The organism is Limnoraphis robusta CS-951, assembly GCF_000972705.2.
On record NZ_LATL02000068.1, the window covers coordinates 1 to 19,311 of the forward strand.

The following is a 19,311-nucleotide window of genomic DNA, read 5'->3' on the forward strand; positions in this document are numbered from 1 at the left end:
CTACAACATTGGTGAGGAGGAAAGGGCGGGTTTATGCAGGTTATTGATAACAGACAGACATTTATTCGGAACCCGCCCCTACAACATTGGTGAGGAGGAAAGGGCGGGTTTATGCAGGTTATTGATAACAGACAGACATTTATTCGGAACCCGCCCCTACAACATTGGTGAGGAGGAAAGGGCGGGTTTATGCAGGTTATTGATAACAGACAGACATTTATTCGGAACCCGCCCCTACAACATTGGTGAGGAGGAAAGGGCGGGTTTATGCAGGTTATTGATAACAGACAGACATTTATTCGGAACCCGCCCCTACAAAGGTTGGTTAGCGGGAAATCTCAAAATGTTGTAAACCTTCGGGAGACTCCTGACTGACATTCACCTCTTTGACAACGGCCCCGGGCGGCCCCTGATGACACCATTCAATCATTGATTCTACATCGGTTTGTGAGCCTTCTAACACCGCTTCAACCCGACCATCTGATAAATTCCTTACCCAACCTTTAACGTTGCGTTGTATCGCCGCTTCGCGAGTGGAATAGCGAAAGCCAACCCCTTGAACTCGCCCTGAGATGAAAACACGAACACGCTGAGTTGATGAGGGTGATGAGTTTGGCATAAATGACATAATTAATTCGCTTTATTCGGGATCTTCTAATAAAATGGTGTTGAGTAAATTCAACTCCGAAGACGCCATAAAATAGCGGTTATTAAACGCTAATTCTAACGAAGAAATCGAATGTCGGCTAGCTACAGCCGCCCAAGGAAAATCCTGGTATTTGGCAATTATAGGTATTACAGATCCCTGGGGAGTTAATGTCCGTCCCAAAGCATTTCGCCAGGTTTCCGGGTCAACGAATTCCTGTTTTCTTTCAACCCCATCACTATTGAAAGGGGGTTTCCAAAATTGGGGATAATCCAGGGGTAAGGCAATCATCACATCGTTGGATTTAATCTCTTCTATTATAGAATATTCCCGCCACTCTGCGTTATTTTCGCGAAGTAAAATTTTATGGATATCGCGAGCGGGGTCACGCAGTTTTCGCGGGATTTTTTGACACTCTCCTATTTGATGTAATATCCCCATTAATTGCTTTCTTGCTTCGCGAATTTTGGCTTGAGACTCGGAGAAACTGTATTTTTCTTGAATTTGGCGATCGCCCCAATCTTCCCACCAAAACGCCCCCAAACAAGTGAGATAATCGGGAATCTGAAGGGTTGGATCATTGACTTTCGGTAAAAGGGGACTTGAGGGGCGAGAAATTGTTTTAACTAAGGCTTCAAGCGTCGGATAATTGGCGTAGGAAACCCGATCTTTTTTAGTCGTTCGTCCTGATAATCTAAAATCTTTAAACAAGTCTTCTACGAACTGTTGACCCTTTTTCACCAGTCCCTTAAATTCAGAAGAATAACTACTATCGTTCACAAAAACATTGGCTTCTTGCAAAAACTGTTGAATATCATCAGAGATTAACTGAATTAACTCCTCATCGCCAATGCGACCAACCGGAACAAAAGCTAACCGTTGTTTTCGCAGCCCCGCATCCCCTTTAATTCGAGTCAAAATAGTCGAACGCAGCATTAATAATAACGTTAATAAATCGCTCGATTGCCGCAACCATTGACGCTCTTGATCGACGGTTTCACTGGGAATAAAAAAGTCATTAATCAGCAAAACGAGCCGCCGAGGAATATTTTCACCGGAGCATTTTTCACCCGTTTCTGGATGGGTATATTGTCCCCGCCCCCGATAAATTAACTGGGCAATTTCCATCAGCGAAGCTTCTACACTAAAACGGGGAAAAGAGGCAATAATCCAATCAGCTTTCGGAAAAGAAACCCCCCTCGCCCCGGAAGATGTCATTAAAAAGACTTTCACGTTATCCCGTTGGGGTTCGGTGACTAACCGCAGGCGTTCACGGGGTAAAACACTTTGGTCTATAACTTGAACATCATCTTTTGAAAATAACTGTTGATCTCCCTCGGTTAACATTCCCTTGAGTTTGCGTAAAAATGCCTTATCTTGAGCAAAAAATATAATTTGTTGGGCGTTATTTTTTAACCCTTTGTTGATTTCTTGCCAAGCATTATTTAAAAGAACCGATTCACTTTGTTGACGAATGGCTGATTTAATACTTTGCGGCTTGCCATCGGAAGTTAATTCGGGAGTAATTAACGACAAACGAATACTATAATCAATCGTTAATTCTGTCGCCGGATAACTGTTGGTCATAATATGTAGGGCAGAGTGTTTATTTCCCCCAATTTTTAATTCAGTTTCCGTTACCCGAAACGCCTCTTTACCCCGACTGGGACTAATCAAAACTTTATCGGGAACACGCTTACCGGCTTCCAGAAAATTCGTGAGAACAATTTCATTACTTAAAGACGCATCGGCAACAATTAAAATAACCCGAAACGGTGAATCTTTAAAAGGTAGAATAAACTGTTCTTGTAACCATTTTGCGATTTCATCAACAAATAATGCTCCGGCTCCATCCCCCGCCACTTCATCGATCATTACAATAATTGTCGGAACCCGTTTGGCAAATTCTAGGCGTTCATTAATTCCGGGTTGAGTATTAACACGGTTGCGAAATAACTTGCCTAACGCTTCAATTGTCGTCCCTTGACTTAAATTTCGATAACCTTGTGTCGCTACGGTTAAAACAACCTGTTGAACTTGGGGATTTTTTTCTAATAAATGACGAGTTCCAGTTGCTAGAGTTCGTAAAACTCCAGGATTTATTTTCGTATTCACTAGCTCATCCCGTTCATTAATTGATTTTTTATAGCGTTGAATGCTGGCGAGATCATTATTAATCTCTTCTTCTTGTTGGGGATTAATAAAAAGAATACTACTTTTGACTGGATGTTGTAAATGATCAACCCCATTGACAACAACAAGACCATCAATCTTTTTCGGTTTTTGTTCTTGAGGGGCTATTTTTTCCTCGTAGTAGGTTTTAGCCGAACTAATGAGTAAAGAGTTAGTTGTAACTGTTAATATTCCCGTTTTTTCTCCCCGTTCTTGGGCTAAATCTTGGGTAACATTTTGGTTAATCACCACGCGGGGACTCGCATATAAAAATAAAAATCCGTCCCTTTGTTCTTTCAGAAAAGAGACAACCGAAGCCGTTTTCCCAATCCCCGGATTGCCTTCCAAAGCGATAACATTTAATCGCCCAGATATTGCCGAATCTAAACCCGCTTTGATCGCCGATTTATGAGCATCTCTAAGCGTTAAACTGGGTTGAGTTAAATAGGGTTCAATCGCAGAACGAGGAGAAGTTTCAAAGTAAGCTTGCAGCTTTTCTGTTTCTTCAATCGCTTCTAAAATATCTTGTCTGTCAAAGGTTTGCATGGGTTTAAAGAAGTCTTCAACTGTCTCACTAAAATCCATGCTTAAATGTTTATCAAAGCTGTGAGTTGGCTTAAAATATCTTTTTGCTTGCTTTTTTAAAGCAGGCGGTAAAGAGTTTAAAAGTGTATTAAAAACGACTTTAATTTCAGCGTTAAAATTTTCTGGATCTTTATGCTTGATTAGATGTTCATAAGCTTCTCCCAAAGATTTCATTAACTTCACTTGGGGATTATTCTCAGAATTAAAATGAGCAGATAAACTTTCAACCCCGTTTGATGTAATCGCCATTGCTCTCGTCAGACAAGAGTTTTGTAACCGTTTTTTCTTTTTCAGCAAATCAACTAATTGATAGGTATAGGAAGACGCTTGAGATAATTTATAAAGGGGTTTATCTTTCCCACTAAATACAAAAAGATGTTTTTCTAATTTAGAACTTACTTGCAGTTGATCGCCTTGAACTTCTGCACAGATCCGCGAAAAACTTCCTCTCGCATCTAGATAACGAGCATAACGGTTAATTTCTTGACAATGAGCCGTTTCTAAACGAAAGTCTTTTAATTCTAAAGGAGCGTTAAAAGAAAACTCAAAACAGAGAATAAAATCCTGTGGGGGTTGACGTTTTTTGAGTTGTTCTTCTGTGGGAGATAGCCAGAGTAAAAAGTCTGCTCTTCCTGGCTGTCCCTGAGTCACTAAAAACGGATCAAACAAATCCAAAATGTTAAAGGCTTGATGAAATTCCTCAGCCGTTTTCTTGGGTTCCAACTCTCTGTTATCCGTTTCTCCCGGTAACGTTAAAGGACACCAAAACGCCTCTAATTTCATCGTTCGAGAGGGTTTATAATGATTCAGACATTCTCTTAAGCTAGTCCAGCCTAAACCGTACCCTAAAACCAATAAATGACGTAAATATTCTTGAATCCGTTCTTCAACATAAATATCGTGAACAGGTAAAGTTTGTGTTTCTTTTAAAGCTTGAATGAGGTGTTTGCTGAGTTGACTAATTTTAACTTTTCGCCAAGGTTCGAGTTGGGGATGTTCTTCGTTTAAGAATTTACAATCCAATAAATAGGCGATAACACCCCGTTGAACTGCGATTTCAAAAACTCGCCCCCAAATTGAAGCTTGTTCTAAATTACTATTCATGGGTTTGTCCTCCGACGAAGTACCTGAGCCATTCGAGTGAGTATCGCTGGATAACTTAATAATACTTTTCCTTGGCGACGAGAGTGTAAAATTTTGACTTCTCCTGCGGCTTCAACGGTATTCGGAGAAATCCAACTAAAGGGGTCAAGAACGGGAATAAATTGTTGATTCTGTACACCCCGTTCTGCTTCAATAAAATGGAGTCCTCGCAGTACAGTTAATAAGCAAGGATGAACGGTTGAATTTTGTTCGGGATCGATTAAATGTTGACGCGATTTTTCCGTCCAATTAATATTACTCAGGCGAGAATCGGAGAGCAGAAAATAAACACAAAATCCCGATTGTGGTCTTTGTTGAGCTGTGGTTTCTATCGCGAATAGCGTTGCAAAGCTATAAACCGGAATAATATCTCGCAATCCCATTTCTCCAATCTGCTCAGAAAAATAAGTGTGATCGCTGGCTCGTAAAATTTCAAAAGCGGCTTCGCTATTCTTCTGGCGTGGTCGCATTCTTGTTCCGGGAAACACATCTCGCAGCAGGGTATATATGGTTAAATTTGGGAACTCTTGGTAAAGTGTTTGCAGGAAGTTTTTATCCGCTAAAGGGGTGTTATAATCGGCTGTTTTGTTAATCCGACGACTGCGGTAACTGTGACCTAATAAAATAATATGTTCACAGCCTTGTTTTTCTAGATAGGCGACTTCTTCTTTAATGAGTCGTTGTTCCCGGAGTTCTTCTTCTGTAGAAACAATATCAGATTGGGTTCGTCCGGCTTTGAGTTCGTAGCCAATCAGGGGGTTTTCGATAGCGGTGGCGATGTAACTTTGACTTAAAATTATATCATTTTTCTGCGGATTTTTTGGGCTTTCATCGCACGGACGGCTTTTATAGGAAATTAAACCCAGTTTTGAGACTGCGGGTTTTTCTGGGGTAGAAATGGCGATGGGAAATGCACTCAATAAGGCGGTGAATACTCCTTTTTTTACATAGGTTGCATTGTCTTTTTCCAAGTTTTGTAAGACTAGCCCCTGCATTCGTGTGGGATTATCTTGAGCTAATAAGGACTCTAGGGCTTGAGTCGCAGCATAGATATATTGTTCACCGCTTTTCTCATCATCTTCTTGGCTTTGTTGGAGTCTGAGAATTGAGGTTGTAAAGGATAAGTTTTCGATGTCTTTGAGTTGTTTAACGATACACCACAAACAAGTATAAACCAAAACGGCAAAGGCGGTTACTGCTGCTGAATGTCGTTGCTTTGCTTCATCCTGTTGTTGTTGCTTTTTATTGCTTCTCTGTAATGTTCGGGTTTCGTATTCAATTTGAATGGCTTTGGGTAAAGCCCAGTCACGGGCTGCAATAGCAATTGGACAAGGTTTGTATTTTTTGAGTTGATTTTGCTTCGCTGTTTCCGGTTTACTCTGATCTTTTTTGTCTGGTTCCTCGGCTTCCCATTCATAAGGAACAAAAATCACCTGTAATAACTTTTCCGGTAAACACCGTTGAATCTTTAGAGATGTTTCCTTATCTTTGATGGTCACTAAATTTCGTTCTAATAATTGAGTCTCTACTTTAATTGAAAACAGAAGATTGGGAATCGATGACGGATTTTCGGCGATTTCGATTTGTTGTAACCAAGCGATTTTATCCTGCTCTGGTGAGCTTGACCTGACTAAGAAATCAGGGATTCCGGGTTCTGCTCCTTCCAGTCTATTCCAATCTACAATTCCCTTTTTTAAACAAATAAATTGCGTGGCGGTTTGACGGTAAACCTCTGAGATAATTTGCTCCCCTTTGCTTTTGAGAATGCTGATTAAAGCCGTTGCTATTTTATTCATTGAACTCTCACGAGCAATCAGTTCTTGAATAAAGTCATCGATTTTTTCTCGGGGGATATCTTCAATTTTATTGACCAGTGCTTCCATTCCTCGAAGCACGACTTCTTGGGGCAATCTATTGTTATTACTCGGAACAACAACGGACAGAAAAAAGAGTTCCGCGAAGCAATTTCTGAGCCGATAGCGTGAGGGATTCTCCGCTTGTAATAAATCTTCTTGGATTTTCTCTAAGCGGGCGATAAAGGCTGATTGTCCTCGCTCTGGATTGTTTCCATTTATCCGAAAACGATAGCTAATTTCGCGAATAATATTACTATCTGTCGAGTCTGAGTTAGCCTGTCTATTTTCAAAAATTTGGGTTTTCCATTCTGGCCAAACAGCCAGACAAGAGAAGAATCTAGCACTGTTAATATAATCGAGAAAATTGATTTCCGCTATCGAGCCATAATTGGCGGTGAGATTGAGTGTTAATCCTTGGTTTTTGACAATTTCAACAAAGTGCTTGATTCGTTGAATATATTCTGCTAAAAGTTGTTTATTCGGATCTTTACTGTCTTTAGCTTTGTTCGCGATCGCTTCCATAATTCTCATGGTAATATTTAAACGAACCCGCGATAAAGCCTCATCATCGAGAAATTCGATAAAGCGTTTAATTTGACTTTGAACTCGCTTATGTTCGGCTTCTAAACTGGCGATCGCTTCCTCGATTTCATCTTCTTCTGCATCTCGATTGGTTTCGAGTTCGTGGGCTATCGCGTCGCACATTCGCTTAAAATAATTACTACTATCAATCCGTTCTATCGCCGAAATAATTTTTGCAACTTCAACACCGCGATCGCTTTTGGCTTGGCTGCGATCGTCAAAAGCTAAAGGAATTAAATGAGCCTGATTAATTCCCGACGGAAAAAATCCATTAACCCGTTTCGCTAGTTTTTCTAACTCCCCTTTCACCTGATCTATTAGAAAATCTTCTAACTTCACATCAGGGGGAATAGCATTTTTTAAAGCTTCTAAAATGCTCTCTCGCAGTCGATCAACTGCGTCGGGAAGTTGTTGTTCATTTCCTTCGCTGAGTTGACCCCCAATGCGACTCTCAAAGCCATATCCGGGGGGATCGAAATCCTTGACAAAATTACTCGCTTGGGTTTTAAATTCTGTTAGGGAGAATAGCCGCAACAATACGCCCGACGTGCAGATTCTCAATCGTTTTTTGTCTTGATCGTAGTAAAATAGAGGCCGTTGTTGAGGATTGTCAGAAAGTTTTGACGTCTGGGAATTGACGGCGATCGCTTTTTCGAGCAAACTAACTAAAAGCGCAAGATCGAGGGAAGCTTGCTGCTGTGAAGCCTGTAGGGACGCACCCTGATTTGAATCTTTCATTGTTTGGGGTCTCCTGATAATTCTGCCTGTTCAGACAGCTTCACCCTGCTTGAGTTGACCCAACCCAAGAGAATGGAACCTAAGAGTTTATTAGATCACAGTTTTTATAATTTGTCAATCAGTTAGCGGTTTGAAGGGGGATGGCTGCTTCTATTTGGGTTAAAACGGTTTAGGTGAATAAATTGATGCAAAAGGAATGCCAGATTATTACTATAATGACTTATTGTAAACCGGGAGGCAAATATGGAAATTCTCAATCTAGCTTTTATGTTAATTGCTGCGGCTTTTGCTGGCTTAGGGGCTGGCTTTTGGTGGTGGGATAAACGGCTAAAAACTCAAAAACGAGCCTATGAAAGTCAAATTCGCCAACAAGTTGAACAGCTAGAGAAAGATCATCAAAATCGGATCAAAGAAACGGTACAATCTCTGCGACTGGAGTATGAAGCTAACCTGAGAAAACAGAGTGAAGAAACCGAACAGTATTATCAGCAAAAACTCAACGAGGTGAATGAATCTTGGCGAGATAGATTAGTAACAGAGCGGCGTCAACTGACTGAACAAATTCAAGTCCAAAATGTAGAACTCGATGAGGTTAATCAATCTCTCAGCGTCTATGAAACGCAACTGGGAGAAGTGAATCAACAGTTAGCTGACAGTGAACAGCAAGTTCAACAAATGAACCAATCTCTCAAAGTCTATGAAGCACAACTCGGACAAATGAGCCAACAGTTAGAAGTCAATAAGGCTCAAGTTCAGGGTATCGGTGAAGCGATCAATTTATACGGAACTCAACTTCAGCAACTCAACGAAGAAAACGAAACAACTCAAGCAGAAATTCAAAGTCGCATGGGTTTTATAGAAGAACAACATCAGGCTGATCTTTCACAATTGCGACAGGATTTAGAAGCGTCTCAAGAAAGTCAAATTCAAAATGCGATCGCCAATTTAGAACAGGAATATCGAGTTAATATTCGTCGGGGAACGGATCAATTGGTGCGTTCGATGCAGGAGAATCCCCAAACAAACCCAGAGTTATCGACTGTTATTCCTTCGGTTGAAACAGCGCCTGAACCGATTGTAGAAGAACAACCGCAACAAATGGTGATGGCTGATCCTATTGTTGAACCTGAAGCGATTGAGGATGTTTCTACAGTCGAGGAAGCAACATCTGTGGCGATGTCTGCAAACGTGCCAACGTCATCTTTACCTAATAATGAAGCAGTTAATACTTATATCATTGAAACGATTAATCATTGGGGAAATTCTGGTTTACTTTCAACTGTACCGCAATTATTAAATTATGCTCAACACCAAAATGATCAAGTTCGTGAACAGTTAGCGCTTGCATTGGGTAAAATTGCCTCTACAAATGGTTTAAGAACGGAGATTCAACAAGCTATTCCGACTTTAGCAAAACTGAGTCAAGATTCTAATCCCCAAGTTCGTCAAGATGCGGTAAAAGCGTTAGGAGAGATTAAATCTGAAAAGGTGATTCCCTTTTTACAGCGTGCTTTACGGGATTCTAACTATGCTGTTGTTCGAGCCGCAACAGTGGCGTTAGAAAAATTTAAATCTTATCCCGTCAAACAAAAAGAAAAACCTCAAAATCTATCTTTGCAAAAACCCAATCCTGAAGACAAATAAACCCTGAAAATCTTATCTAGATTTTCCCCTAATTCTCGTAATCGTGCGGCGAGTCGTTCGGCTCGCTGACGTTCTTGTTCACTGCTGTAGATGAACTCCCTTGTGTTTGGGTTTCTGCGGTCATCAACTTTCCCCCCCAATTGTTGAAATTTTTTATCCTACTTTATTATATTTTTGCTCGGCTTAATTGCAAGGGGTAAAGTCTCGCTAGAATGAATGACATCGGTGAGCTTGGAAAATCTCAAAATTTTGAGTTACAGATGAGGTGAGCCGATTTAGAACCCTAAAAATTAACGTTTTGATGATGATCTTATGTCTAATTCCGTAATTGTCTTGTTTTGGGTTGTGATTTTTATGATAACAATTCCTTGGTTGGTAAAAATTTTGACTGGCCGAAAAGAAGAAGCATTTTCTGAAATTATCTTTCTATTCATCGGCTTACTAACTTTGTGGTTTGTGGGGGGTGCTATTGCTTTTGTAAGTGTACAATTAGACTTGATCTTTCAAACTTGGTTTGCACAGGTTCAACTCTCGGAAACACAAAAACAACTGATTCAAGGAGCCGCTTTAATTGTAGCGGCTGTATTGGTACTCAATATTGAAAAGATTTGGGCAAGGTTGAAACGTCTGTTCTCACAGATTTTAACTCGGGTTAAAAAGGACTAAACATCGGGATAAGCCATCTGACGAGGAACGACAATTTGATCGAATTCTTCGGCTGTAATATAACCTAATTCCAAACAAGCTTGTTTTAACGTTAGGTTTTTTTCGTGGGCGATATGGGCAACTTCTGCGGCTTTATCATAGCCTATTTTGGGGTTTAATGCGGTGACTAACATCAACGATTGTTCGACATATTGATTGATTCTTTCGGTATTAGGTTGCAAATCTACCAGCAGAAAATCGGTAAAATTGTTGCAGCTATCGGCTAAAATATTAATCGATTGAATGAGATTAAAAATCATCATCGGTTTAAAGACATTTAACTCAAAATGTCCTTGAGATCCAGCAATTCCAATCGCGGTATCATACCCCATGACTTGAGCGGCTACCATCGTCATGGCTTCGCATTGGGTGGGGTTCACTTTTCCGGGCATAATCGAGGAACCGGGTTCATTTTCGGGTAAGATTAATTCTCCTAAACCACAACGCGGCCCACTCCCTAAAAAGCGAATATCGTTAGCAATTTTCATCAGTGAACAGGCTAAGGTTTTTAACGCCCCGCTTGCCATCACAATTGCATCATGGGCTGCCATTGCTGCAAATTTATTGGGTGCAGAAACAAAGGGTAATTCGGTGATTTCACTAATATATTGAGCGGTTTTTTCCGCAAATCCTTTCCCAGCATTTAACCCCGTTCCGACTGCGGTTCCTCCTATGGCTAATTCATATAAATCGGGTAAAATACTCTCTATTCGCTTTAAGTTGGCATCAAGTTGTGCCACATAACCGGAGAATTCTTGTCCTAACGTTAGGGGAACTGCATCTTGTAAATGGGTACGACCAATTTTGACAATATCGGCAAATTCTTCTGATTTTGCTTGCAGTTCATCCCGCATTTTTTGAACGTTGGGAATGAGGCGTTGATGAATGGCAATGGCGGCGGCGATGTGCATTGCTGTGGGGAAAGTATCATTAGAAGATTGCGACATATTCACATGATCATTGGGATGAATTGGGGTTTTACTTCCCATTATTCCTCCGGCAATTTCTATCGCACGGTTGGCAATCACTTCGTTAACGTTCATATTACATTGAGTCCCGCTTCCAGTCATCCAAACCCGCAAGGGAAAATTCCCCTCTAATTTTCCTTCGATCACATCTTGGGCGGCTTGTTGGATTAGTTTTGCTTTATCTTCTGGAAGTTTTCCTAAGTTTTGGTTGGCTAAAGCCGCCGCTTTTTTGAGGATACAAAAAGCATTAATAACTTCGGATGGAATATAATCATTTCCGATGGAAAAATAACGAAGCGATCGCTGTGTTTGCGCCCCCCAGTAACGAGTCGCAGGAACTTCGATTTCTCCCATGCTATCCCGTTCGACTCGAATTGAATTTGTAGCGTTTTCAGGGTTCATTATTCCTATTGCTCCGAAGACGTGCTTAATAATGGCTAGTTTTATTTTTTATCATAAAACGGGGTCAAGAGACGATTAAGAGAATCTGAAATCTAGAAATGCTGCATTCAACAGGGCAATTTATCAATTGCCCCTACTAAATTTGGGATTTTAATATTGTTTCATTGCTCGTGCCATTGTTCGTTGATCATCGCGTTCTTTAATGGATTCTCGTTTATCGTGCAGTTTCTTACCGCGTCCAACCGCAATCTCGACTTTAACTAATCCGTTTTTAAAGTACATTTTAGTCGGAACTAAAGTCAATCCTTTTTGTTCAACTAAACCGACAAGCTTATTAATTTCTCGACGATGTAATAATAACTTACGAGTCCGGCGAGGTTCGTGGTTAAAATAAGCGCTCGTTTCATAGGGTGAAATGTGAATATTAAGCAGCCAGGCTTCCCCATTGCGAATTAAAGCAAAACCATCCTGCATATTCACCCGCCCTCCACGAATCGATTTCACTTCTGTTCCTTGAAGTTCGATTCCAGCTTGGTAGAATTCTAACAGTTCATAGAGATGGCGGGCTTTGCGGTTATCGATGATAATTTTACGCCCTTCACTGTCATTTTTACTCATATCAATCACACCTTAATCTTAGATCAATTCTTCAAATCTATCTCCAGAGAGTGGTACCCTCCGAGAGAACTACAACCTTTGTCTAGAAAATATTAGCGACGATACCCAAATTCTCTCTAAGAGGGGATGAAATCAATCACGTAATACTTCTATCTTATAAGTATAGCGTTTACAGCGATTCAGGCAGGATTAAATCAAAAGAATAGAGAATCGGCTTGGTCAAAGGCAATATTAGGAGGATTTATGATTCACGAACAATTACAATATCTTAAAAATACAAAACTGCTGGGTGCAATCTGCGGAAGTTTACTGTTAGGTTTGCCTTTTATCCCTAAAGTAGCCTCTGCTCAACCTGCGGAAAAACCTGATTATTGCTTTGATGACTTTTATCAAGAGCCTTTGAATAGCATGGTTAGAGTTCCGCCTGGATGTCCTGCAAATGATTACACTCAAGAAGTTGATATCGAGGAAGAATTAGAGACAGAAACCAATAGTCGCCAGAGGGAGATGAATACTAACACTCGACAAGATAATCGACAATATAACCGTCCGGGTCGAGTCGGTGTCATTCAACCGCCAATGCCTGCTGATCAAATGAGAACGATGGGCAATATTAACGTCAATGGTAGTACGGTTAATGTTACTTTAAATAATGATACCAATGCCAACATTACTTATCAAGTCATCGGACAGACAAATGATCGATTGCTTTCCGGAGGAAATGAAGCAGAACTTTTGAATTTACCTTTACCTATAACCATTACAGTTCAACGAGAAGATAGTGGACTTATCGATATTAAAAACCAGGTTTCTGAAGATGGAGAAGTCAGTTTTTCTTTGGAAGAAGAAGGCAACTCAAGCGCAAGTCAGCTAACAATTCGTATTCAAGAAGACGGTACTATTTTTGCGTACTAATGAATCGAATTTTTAGACGGGGATAGAAAGAATGCAAACGCTTTTAACGCTGGAAGTTCGCTGGTTTGAGTCGGGTAAAATTCCACAAGTGATCGAAAAATGGTTTACAACGGCTTGTCCGGGCGAACTTTCCAGCCCTCCCGAGGAGCGTCAAGATCAATATTTTTATACGCCAGGGTGTGAAAGCCTAAATCTAAAACTGCGTCAAGGCAAGCTTGAATTAAAATGGCGTCAAACTGAACTGGGAATTTATTCGTTTGCGGAGAAGGGTTGGCAAGGTCGAGTCGAACGCTGGCAAAAATGGAGTTATCAAGAATCGATTCCCTCAAATTTTATTCAAGCTTTAGAAGCGGCTGATCAACCTGTGGTTCCTGTTAGGAAAAAGCGTTCCCAACGTGATTATAACGGTGTGGCTTGTGAACTGACTCAACTCCAATTTGATGAGCATCAATTTTGGTGGAGTTTAGGGTTTGAAATGGAAGAAACCCCGACCCAGGGAAAAACTCATTTTGAAGAAATGGTCAGCCAAGTCACGAAAACCTATCCCGAAACCGCCTTTAATCTTGCTCATTCTCGTGCTTATCCCAGTTGGCTATTACAAGAGGTTTTTGCCCTTAGTCGTTAAGATGCTAGCCCTCTTTTATATCTCTACTAAAAAGTAGAGTTTCATTGAAAATTTCATCTACATTTTTAGCATAATGATTCATTTAATTCAGATACCCACACCCCCACCTGTTCCGGCACCTGCGCCCCAACCCGTTCCCGCGCCGATACCGCAACCCGTTCCCGCGCCGATACCGCAACCCGTTCCCGCGCCGATACCGCAACCTGTTCCCGCGCCGATACCGCAACCTGTTCCCGCGCCGATACCTTAACCGATACCAAAACCCATTTCTTCAAGCCTGACGGTAACGAAGACCGATATAATAACACGGTAGTCTGATCGCAAGCAAGCACTGTAAGCCAAAATGGGAACGATTTGGGAACTGGACTTTTATAGCCGTCCACTGCGCGATGAAGAAGGTAAAAAGGTTTGGGAAGTTGTAATTTGTCAGACTCCCTTAGAAATTAGCGATCGCGCCGAGTCATTATTTCGCTATACTCAATTTTGCCCCAGTACCGAAGTGAATTCAATTTGGTTGCAGGGAGCCATTCAAGAAGCAATAGAAAAAGCCTCTGAACCTCCGCAACGAATTCGTTTTTTTCGGCGTCCGATGGCGAATATGATTTTAAAAGCCTGTAAAGAATTGTCGATTCCGGCGGCGGCGAGTCGGCGTACTTATGCCTTGTTTCAATGGTTACAAGAACGCATGGATCAATTTTATCCAAGCTTACCCAACTATCAGGAAACGAGTAGTCCTTCGGTGCAATTTTCGCCCTCTCCACCGCAGCGTTTACCGGATGCTTTGCAGGGAGATAAATGGGCATTTGTGAGTTTAGAAGCCAGTGCGTTTAAAGATATGTCGGAATGGGATATTGGTTTTGGTGAAGCGTTTGGTTTGCCGATGGTGGGTTTGAGCGAAGAAACACTAATTCCGGGTTTAATTGTGTATTCGTCACGGGCGACACCGTTAGCGGCTTGGATGTCGGGTTTAGAATTGGCTTATTTACGATTGGATAAAAGTGATCGTCCCAGTTTGTTGTTGGAAACGGGAGAAAATGACAGTTGGATTTTAGCGAATTTAACTGATGCGGCAACTCAAGGGGAAGCTGAACAGTTTGAAGAAGCGAAACGGAATGCTAAAAATGTTCATTTTCTAGCAGTTCAGTCTGACCCCAATTCTGAGTCTTTTGCCGGACTTTGGATGTTGCAAGAACTGAATTTTTAGACTAAATGTTCAGTGATCGCCGTAATTTTATCAAACCTAAAATCTTCAATTATTGTTGTTAAAGTTGCGGCGAGTTCAGCATGAGATTCAGGGATTTGAGTGATCAAATTATTCATCCAAGCGTCATCCCCTCGGACTGCTGCTTGATGCAATTGTTCGAGCCATTCTAGAGGCATAATCTTTAAGGTTTCGGGTGTGATCTCCACTAGAGAAACAGACGACTGAGAGGTAATATCAGGCGTTTCATAAATATATCGAACACCTAAATGAGTAGCGATTTTTTCTAACAGTTCTAGGGGTTGAAAGGGTTTGTGAAGAATATCATCACATCCGGCGGCAAATATTGCCTGTTCATCCTGAGATAAAGCACTCGCCGTTAAAGCAATAATAATCGTATTTTTTCCTGCGGGTTTAGCTTTAATATGTTGAGTGGCTTGATAACCATCCATGACAGGCATTCGGATATCCATCCAGATTAAATGGGGAGAATATTGTTCCCATTGGGTGATGGCTTCTAAACCATTTTCCGCTTCAAAAACGTTAAATCCTAAAGGTTGTAAAAGTTGACGAACTAATAAGCGATTTTCGGGGATTTCATCAACGACTAAAATTCGATATTGGGGTTGATCTGCTGCAAGAGCAATCACTTTGTTTTTGGGTTTTGGGATGACAACTTCATCGGCTTTAACGGTTTTGAGTTGAATATTAAATTGAAATAGGCTTCCTTTTCCTAACTGGCTACTGACTGAAATATCGCCTCCCATCAGTTGAATAAATTTTCGACTAATAGATAAGCCTAAGCCTGTTCCTTGTTGAGATTGTCTTCCGGCAGACGTTTGTACAAAAGCATCAAATAATTGATCAATTTCTTCCGGTGCGATTCCGGCTCCCGTATCTTCGACTTCAAAAATTAGGGTGTTGGGTTGTTGGAAATTCTGACTTCTCACTCGCAGTGTTACACTTCCTTTGTCGGTGAATTTAATCGCATTTCCGATCAGATTAATTAGAACTTGTCGCAATTTTTTTTCATCTGCTTTGATATATTGAGGAATATCATAACGTTCAAAAAATAGTTTAATCTGTTTAGCCTCGGCTCTGATTTTGAGCATTTCTTCTAAAGTCTCTAGCAGGAAGTATAAATCAAAGGATTTTTCATCAAGAGCAATTTTTCCGGCTTCTATTTTAGATAAATCGAGAAGATCATTAATTAAACTCAGAAGATGTTCTCCACTGCGGTTAATAATTTCTAATTCTTTAGAGGCTGTCGCAAAGATGGGATTTTTAGCCATCAGTTGACTGAACCCTAAAATGGCATTCAGGGGGGTTCTCAATTCGTGACTCATATTGGCGAGAAATGTACTTTTGGCTCGGTTTGCTGCATCGGCATTTTTTCGAGCGGTTTCTAACTCGATGTTTTGAGCTTGTAACTGAGCTTCAACCTGTTTGCGATCCGTGATATCATTACTGGTAGATAGAAGATATTGTTCGCCATTTATCTCAATAAAATCCGCCGATAATAATGCCGTTCTGATCTCTCCAGATTTCGTGCGAAAATCAAGTTCATAGTTGCGAAGTTCGCCCTGTTCTGCTAGAGTTTGATAAAATTTATCATAGTCTTCTTGACTCACCCAGAGATTGAGATTTAACGAGTTTTTACCTAATATTTCTTCGTGACTATAACCTGTTAACTGACAAAAGCTTTCATTGACATCAAAATAACTGCGATCACTCAGGCGATTGATAATAATCGGATTTGGTGTATTGCGAAAAGCTTTTGAAAATTTTTGTTCAGACTGCTTAAGTTGGTGAGTGTTTTCAGTTACTTTTTGTTCTAAATTGTGAGAATATTGTTCAAGTTTATGATAAGATTTCTGAAGCTGTTGACTCATTTGGTTAAATGCAGTCGCTAAAATATTAAATTCTTTAACCGGATTATTTTCAAGAGTTTGATTCCAGTTTCCACCGGATAACCCCTGAGCGACTTTACTCAGTTGAATAATCGGTTGAGTCAGTTGACGACTGGTGATCATTCCAAGAGTAATCGCAATTCCTAATGCACCCAAACACAGTAAAATTGTGGTTCGAGTATTAGCCTGAATTTGTTCCATAAAATCCGCTTCAGGAACTACGACAACAATCAACCAATTCAAACCAAACTCATCGGTAAAGGGAACAACTTGAAGAAATTCTTCTTTTCCTTTGTGAATAAACTTCAGTTGATGAGGACTTTTAATCTTATTGAAATCATTAAAGTTTTTAACTAAATGTTCAACTGTAGCGGTAATCAAAGAGTCACCACTATTCGCTGCTTTCATTTGTACAGCTTTATTATCCTGGAGGGTAAAAACGTCTTCTAAAGTCGAAGAAGCAATTAAAAATCCCTGACGATCAATAATAAAGATTTTTCCATATTTGCCAATTTTTTGTTGACGGAGAAATTCATTAAACTCTTGAAAGCTGACATCAGCACCCGTGACGCCAATAATTTGATTTTGATTATTCTTAATTGGATGCACAAACGTTAAACTTAAACCCGTATTATCAAACCCATTATAGATCTCTGTCCAGGTCTGTTTACCTGCTTTAAGAGCGGCTTGATACCAAGGACGAACGACAGGATTGTAGGGAATTGTCGATGCTTTTAACCGTTTTCCTAACTTTCCTTGCTCGTCTATAGCATAAGTGTAGATTAATCCCTTTGTAGTTTGATCTTTAATATCAATGCTTAAAAATTTATCTTGATGACGAGCAATTCCCATATAATTTCCCTGAGCTGTTCCAAACTGAATAAAATTAACGGTATCAAAAATCTGTATTTGTTGCAAAATTCGACGCTGTAGTTCTGAAGTATTTTGTAAATCTAACTCTCCAGATAGAACAGCTTTTTCATTAATTTCAGTCACCAGTTTAGGCGTTTCTAGAAAAGAATAAAGCTTTTGTTCAATGCGATCGCTGACTTCATCCTGTAACTGATTCACCAGTTTATTCACTGCTTTTTCTCCATTCAGCCAGGAAAGATATCCCGTCAGTCCGACAATGGCTAACATTTGCAATACAAATGGAACGGTCAAAAGCGTTCGTAAGGAAACTTGACCGAACAGTTTACTAATGAGAGAGTTGAGAGACAAAATTCTAGGAGTGACCATATCGAAAAAATTTATCAGGTCTAAAAGTGGAATGTTTAATAATTGTATTAGGCTAATTTTTACGAGAGCTTTGTGAAGATAAAACTCTTATAAATTTAGCCATTGATTGAGTATTTTATAGATGCTGACTAATCCCCGGATGTGGGATTTATCGGAACGTCCGTAGAGAAAATCAGACAAACTAATCTGATAATTTTGTTGAACTGCTAAATCTAGCCATAGATTGTTAAACACTTGTCCAGAAAGATAATCAGGAACGTTTTCTTGATAGTAGGAATAGCTATCTAAACAGGTGTTCATAAAATTCTTACGTCCCCGATGTTTAAGATAGGCTAGGCGAGGTTTAAAGGCGGTTGGATGTTCTAGGACTGTATGAATCGTATCCGCTAAAGATTCAGGCTCGAACTTCGCATATAGACCCGCTCCTTCAGGAAATGCGCCATCTTGACCCCGCACATATTGGTTAAACTCCTGAAAACAAATTACCGGAACATTACAACTCATCGCCTCACTGAGAAAGCGATTTTTTCCTTCTAAAAGAGAACCTAAAACACCAACTTTTGACCGAGAATAATAAACAGGCATTTCTTTATAATACTCAGCCCGAGGAACTAAATCAATATATTCAAATGGATCACCTAATATCGCTTCAATTTGTTGCCATTCATGGCGAGCATGAGAATCCAGTTTATCAATTCCTTGAAAATTTTGAAAACCCGGAATCAAAGTCATCTTGATTTTTTTTCCATACTTCTGATGATAAATTTTCAACGCTTTAGCGATCATCGGAAGATTTTTTTCTGCTGATAATCGAGAAACACACAACACATCAATATCTTTTTGAGCAACAGGTTTAGGAGCGATCACATATTCATTGATAAAATCTGAGTCATAACAAGAAATCATAATTTTTTTAGCTCGTTCAGGATAGGTTTTACAAAACCAAGCATTGCGATGAGGATTATCATAAAGAGAAGAGTAGGAATCAGCAGTATTTGACCAGGGAAAAGCCGCATACATTGAATAAGCATGAGCAAAAAAATATTCTGACAGTTGCGGTAAGACTTTATTCAACAAATCGACGGATTCACTCAAATAAAAACCTTTAATTAACCGTCCTTCGTATCGAACGGGAGGTAAAACCACAAAAAAACTGATGGTATTGAAGCGTTCGGGTTGATTTTCAAAAATTTCATAGGTGTAAGCATCCAAATCGGCATAAATTTCTTCAAGAGGTTTATTCACATTCGGATTGTGAAAATATTGGCGCAGACGTTCGTAATTTCCTTGTCCCATAAACTTTAAGAATTTGTGATTAAAATTAAGTGATACAGTCGCTTGATTGTTAAGGCACTACATAAA

General features: G+C 40.1%; 13 protein-coding genes. 6 read left to right on the top strand and 7 right to left on the bottom strand.

Going from position 1 to position 19,311, the window contains the following annotated elements; all coding sequences use genetic code 11:
* Positions 1–325: 325 nt before the first annotated feature.
* The 3 genes from WN50_RS05540 to WN50_RS05550 are packed head-to-tail and all read right to left on the bottom strand — an operon-like array spanning position 326 to position 7,722.
* Positions 326–619: an acylphosphatase gene (locus WN50_RS05540; RefSeq protein WP_046276827.1), complete on the bottom strand. Its 294-nt coding sequence runs from the start codon at positions 617–619 to the stop codon at positions 326–328.
* A 21-nt stretch (positions 620–640) separates the two neighbouring features.
* Entirely contained in the window at positions 641–4,507 is a 3,867-nt protein-coding gene (locus tag WN50_RS05545; protein ID WP_046276828.1) for a helicase C-terminal domain-containing protein, read from the bottom strand.
* A complete protein-coding gene (locus WN50_RS05550) occupies positions 4,504–7,722 on the bottom strand; it encodes a hypothetical protein (RefSeq protein WP_046276829.1) in 3,219 nt (1,072 codons plus the stop codon). The genes WN50_RS05545 and WN50_RS05550 overlap by 4 nt, the downstream gene beginning before the upstream one ends.
* Before the next feature lie 243 nt (positions 7,723–7,965).
* On the opposite strand from WN50_RS05550, the gene WN50_RS05555 reads away from it, so the two are divergent.
* Together WN50_RS05555 and WN50_RS05560 are read left to right on the top strand one after the other, a co-directional pair.
* A complete protein-coding gene (locus WN50_RS05555; protein WP_049558338.1) occupies positions 7,966–9,366 on the top strand; it encodes a HEAT repeat domain-containing protein in 1,401 nt (466 codons plus the stop codon).
* A gap of 312 nt (positions 9,367–9,678) precedes the next feature.
* Positions 9,679–10,032, top strand: a complete 354-nt coding sequence (locus WN50_RS05560) for a hypothetical protein (protein WP_046276830.1) — start codon at positions 9,679–9,681, stop codon at positions 10,030–10,032.
* Here the strand turns inward: WN50_RS05560 and fumC are convergent.
* Both fumC and smpB read right to left on the bottom strand, forming a co-directional pair.
* The gene (gene fumC, locus WN50_RS05565; RefSeq protein ID WP_046276831.1) at positions 10,029–11,441 is read right to left on the bottom strand and encodes a class II fumarate hydratase; all 1,413 of its coding nucleotides are present in this window, start codon (positions 11,439–11,441) and stop codon (positions 10,029–10,031) included. The two genes, WN50_RS05560 and fumC, sit on opposite strands and share 4 nt — an antisense overlap.
* 150 nt (positions 11,442–11,591) lie before the next feature.
* Positions 11,592–12,059, bottom strand: coding sequence for an SsrA-binding protein SmpB (gene smpB, locus WN50_RS05570; RefSeq protein ID WP_046276832.1), 468 nt, complete (start codon positions 12,057–12,059; stop codon positions 11,592–11,594).
* Positions 12,060–12,302: 243 nt separating this feature from the next.
* Between smpB and WN50_RS05575 the strand changes: the two genes are divergently transcribed.
* The 4 genes from WN50_RS05575 (at position 12,303) to WN50_RS05585 (ending at position 14,803) form a co-directional block, all read left to right on the top strand.
* Complete coding sequence (locus tag WN50_RS05575) at positions 12,303–12,974, top strand: hypothetical protein (protein WP_046276833.1); 672 nt, start codon at positions 12,303–12,305, stop codon at positions 12,972–12,974.
* 31 nt (positions 12,975–13,005) lie between these two features.
* Positions 13,006–13,599 (top strand): hypothetical protein, encoded by a 594-nt coding sequence (locus WN50_RS05580; protein ID WP_046276834.1) that lies wholly within the window; start codon positions 13,006–13,008, stop codon positions 13,597–13,599.
* Positions 13,600–13,672: 73 nt separating this feature from the next.
* Entirely contained in the window at positions 13,673–13,849 is a 177-nt protein-coding gene (locus WN50_RS35155) for a hypothetical protein (RefSeq protein ID WP_200906214.1), read from the top strand.
* 93 nt (positions 13,850–13,942) lie between these two features.
* Positions 13,943–14,803, top strand: a complete 861-nt coding sequence (locus tag WN50_RS05585) for a Tab2/Atab2 family RNA-binding protein (protein WP_046276835.1) — start codon at positions 13,943–13,945, stop codon at positions 14,801–14,803.
* Here the strand turns inward: WN50_RS05585 and WN50_RS05590 are convergent.
* Together WN50_RS05590 and WN50_RS05595 are read right to left on the bottom strand one after the other, a co-directional pair.
* Positions 14,800–17,874 carry an ATP-binding protein gene (locus WN50_RS05590; protein ID WP_235440845.1) on the bottom strand — a complete coding sequence of 1,025 codons (3,075 nt, stop codon included), beginning with the start codon at positions 17,872–17,874 and terminating at the stop codon, positions 14,800–14,802. The two genes, WN50_RS05585 and WN50_RS05590, sit on opposite strands and share 4 nt — an antisense overlap.
* 162 nt (positions 17,875–18,036) lie before the next feature.
* On the bottom strand, positions 18,037–19,245 hold the full coding sequence (locus WN50_RS05595) for a glycosyltransferase (protein WP_046276837.1): 1,209 nt from the start codon (positions 19,243–19,245) through the stop codon (positions 18,037–18,039).
* Between the last annotated feature and the right edge of the window lie 66 nt (positions 19,246–19,311).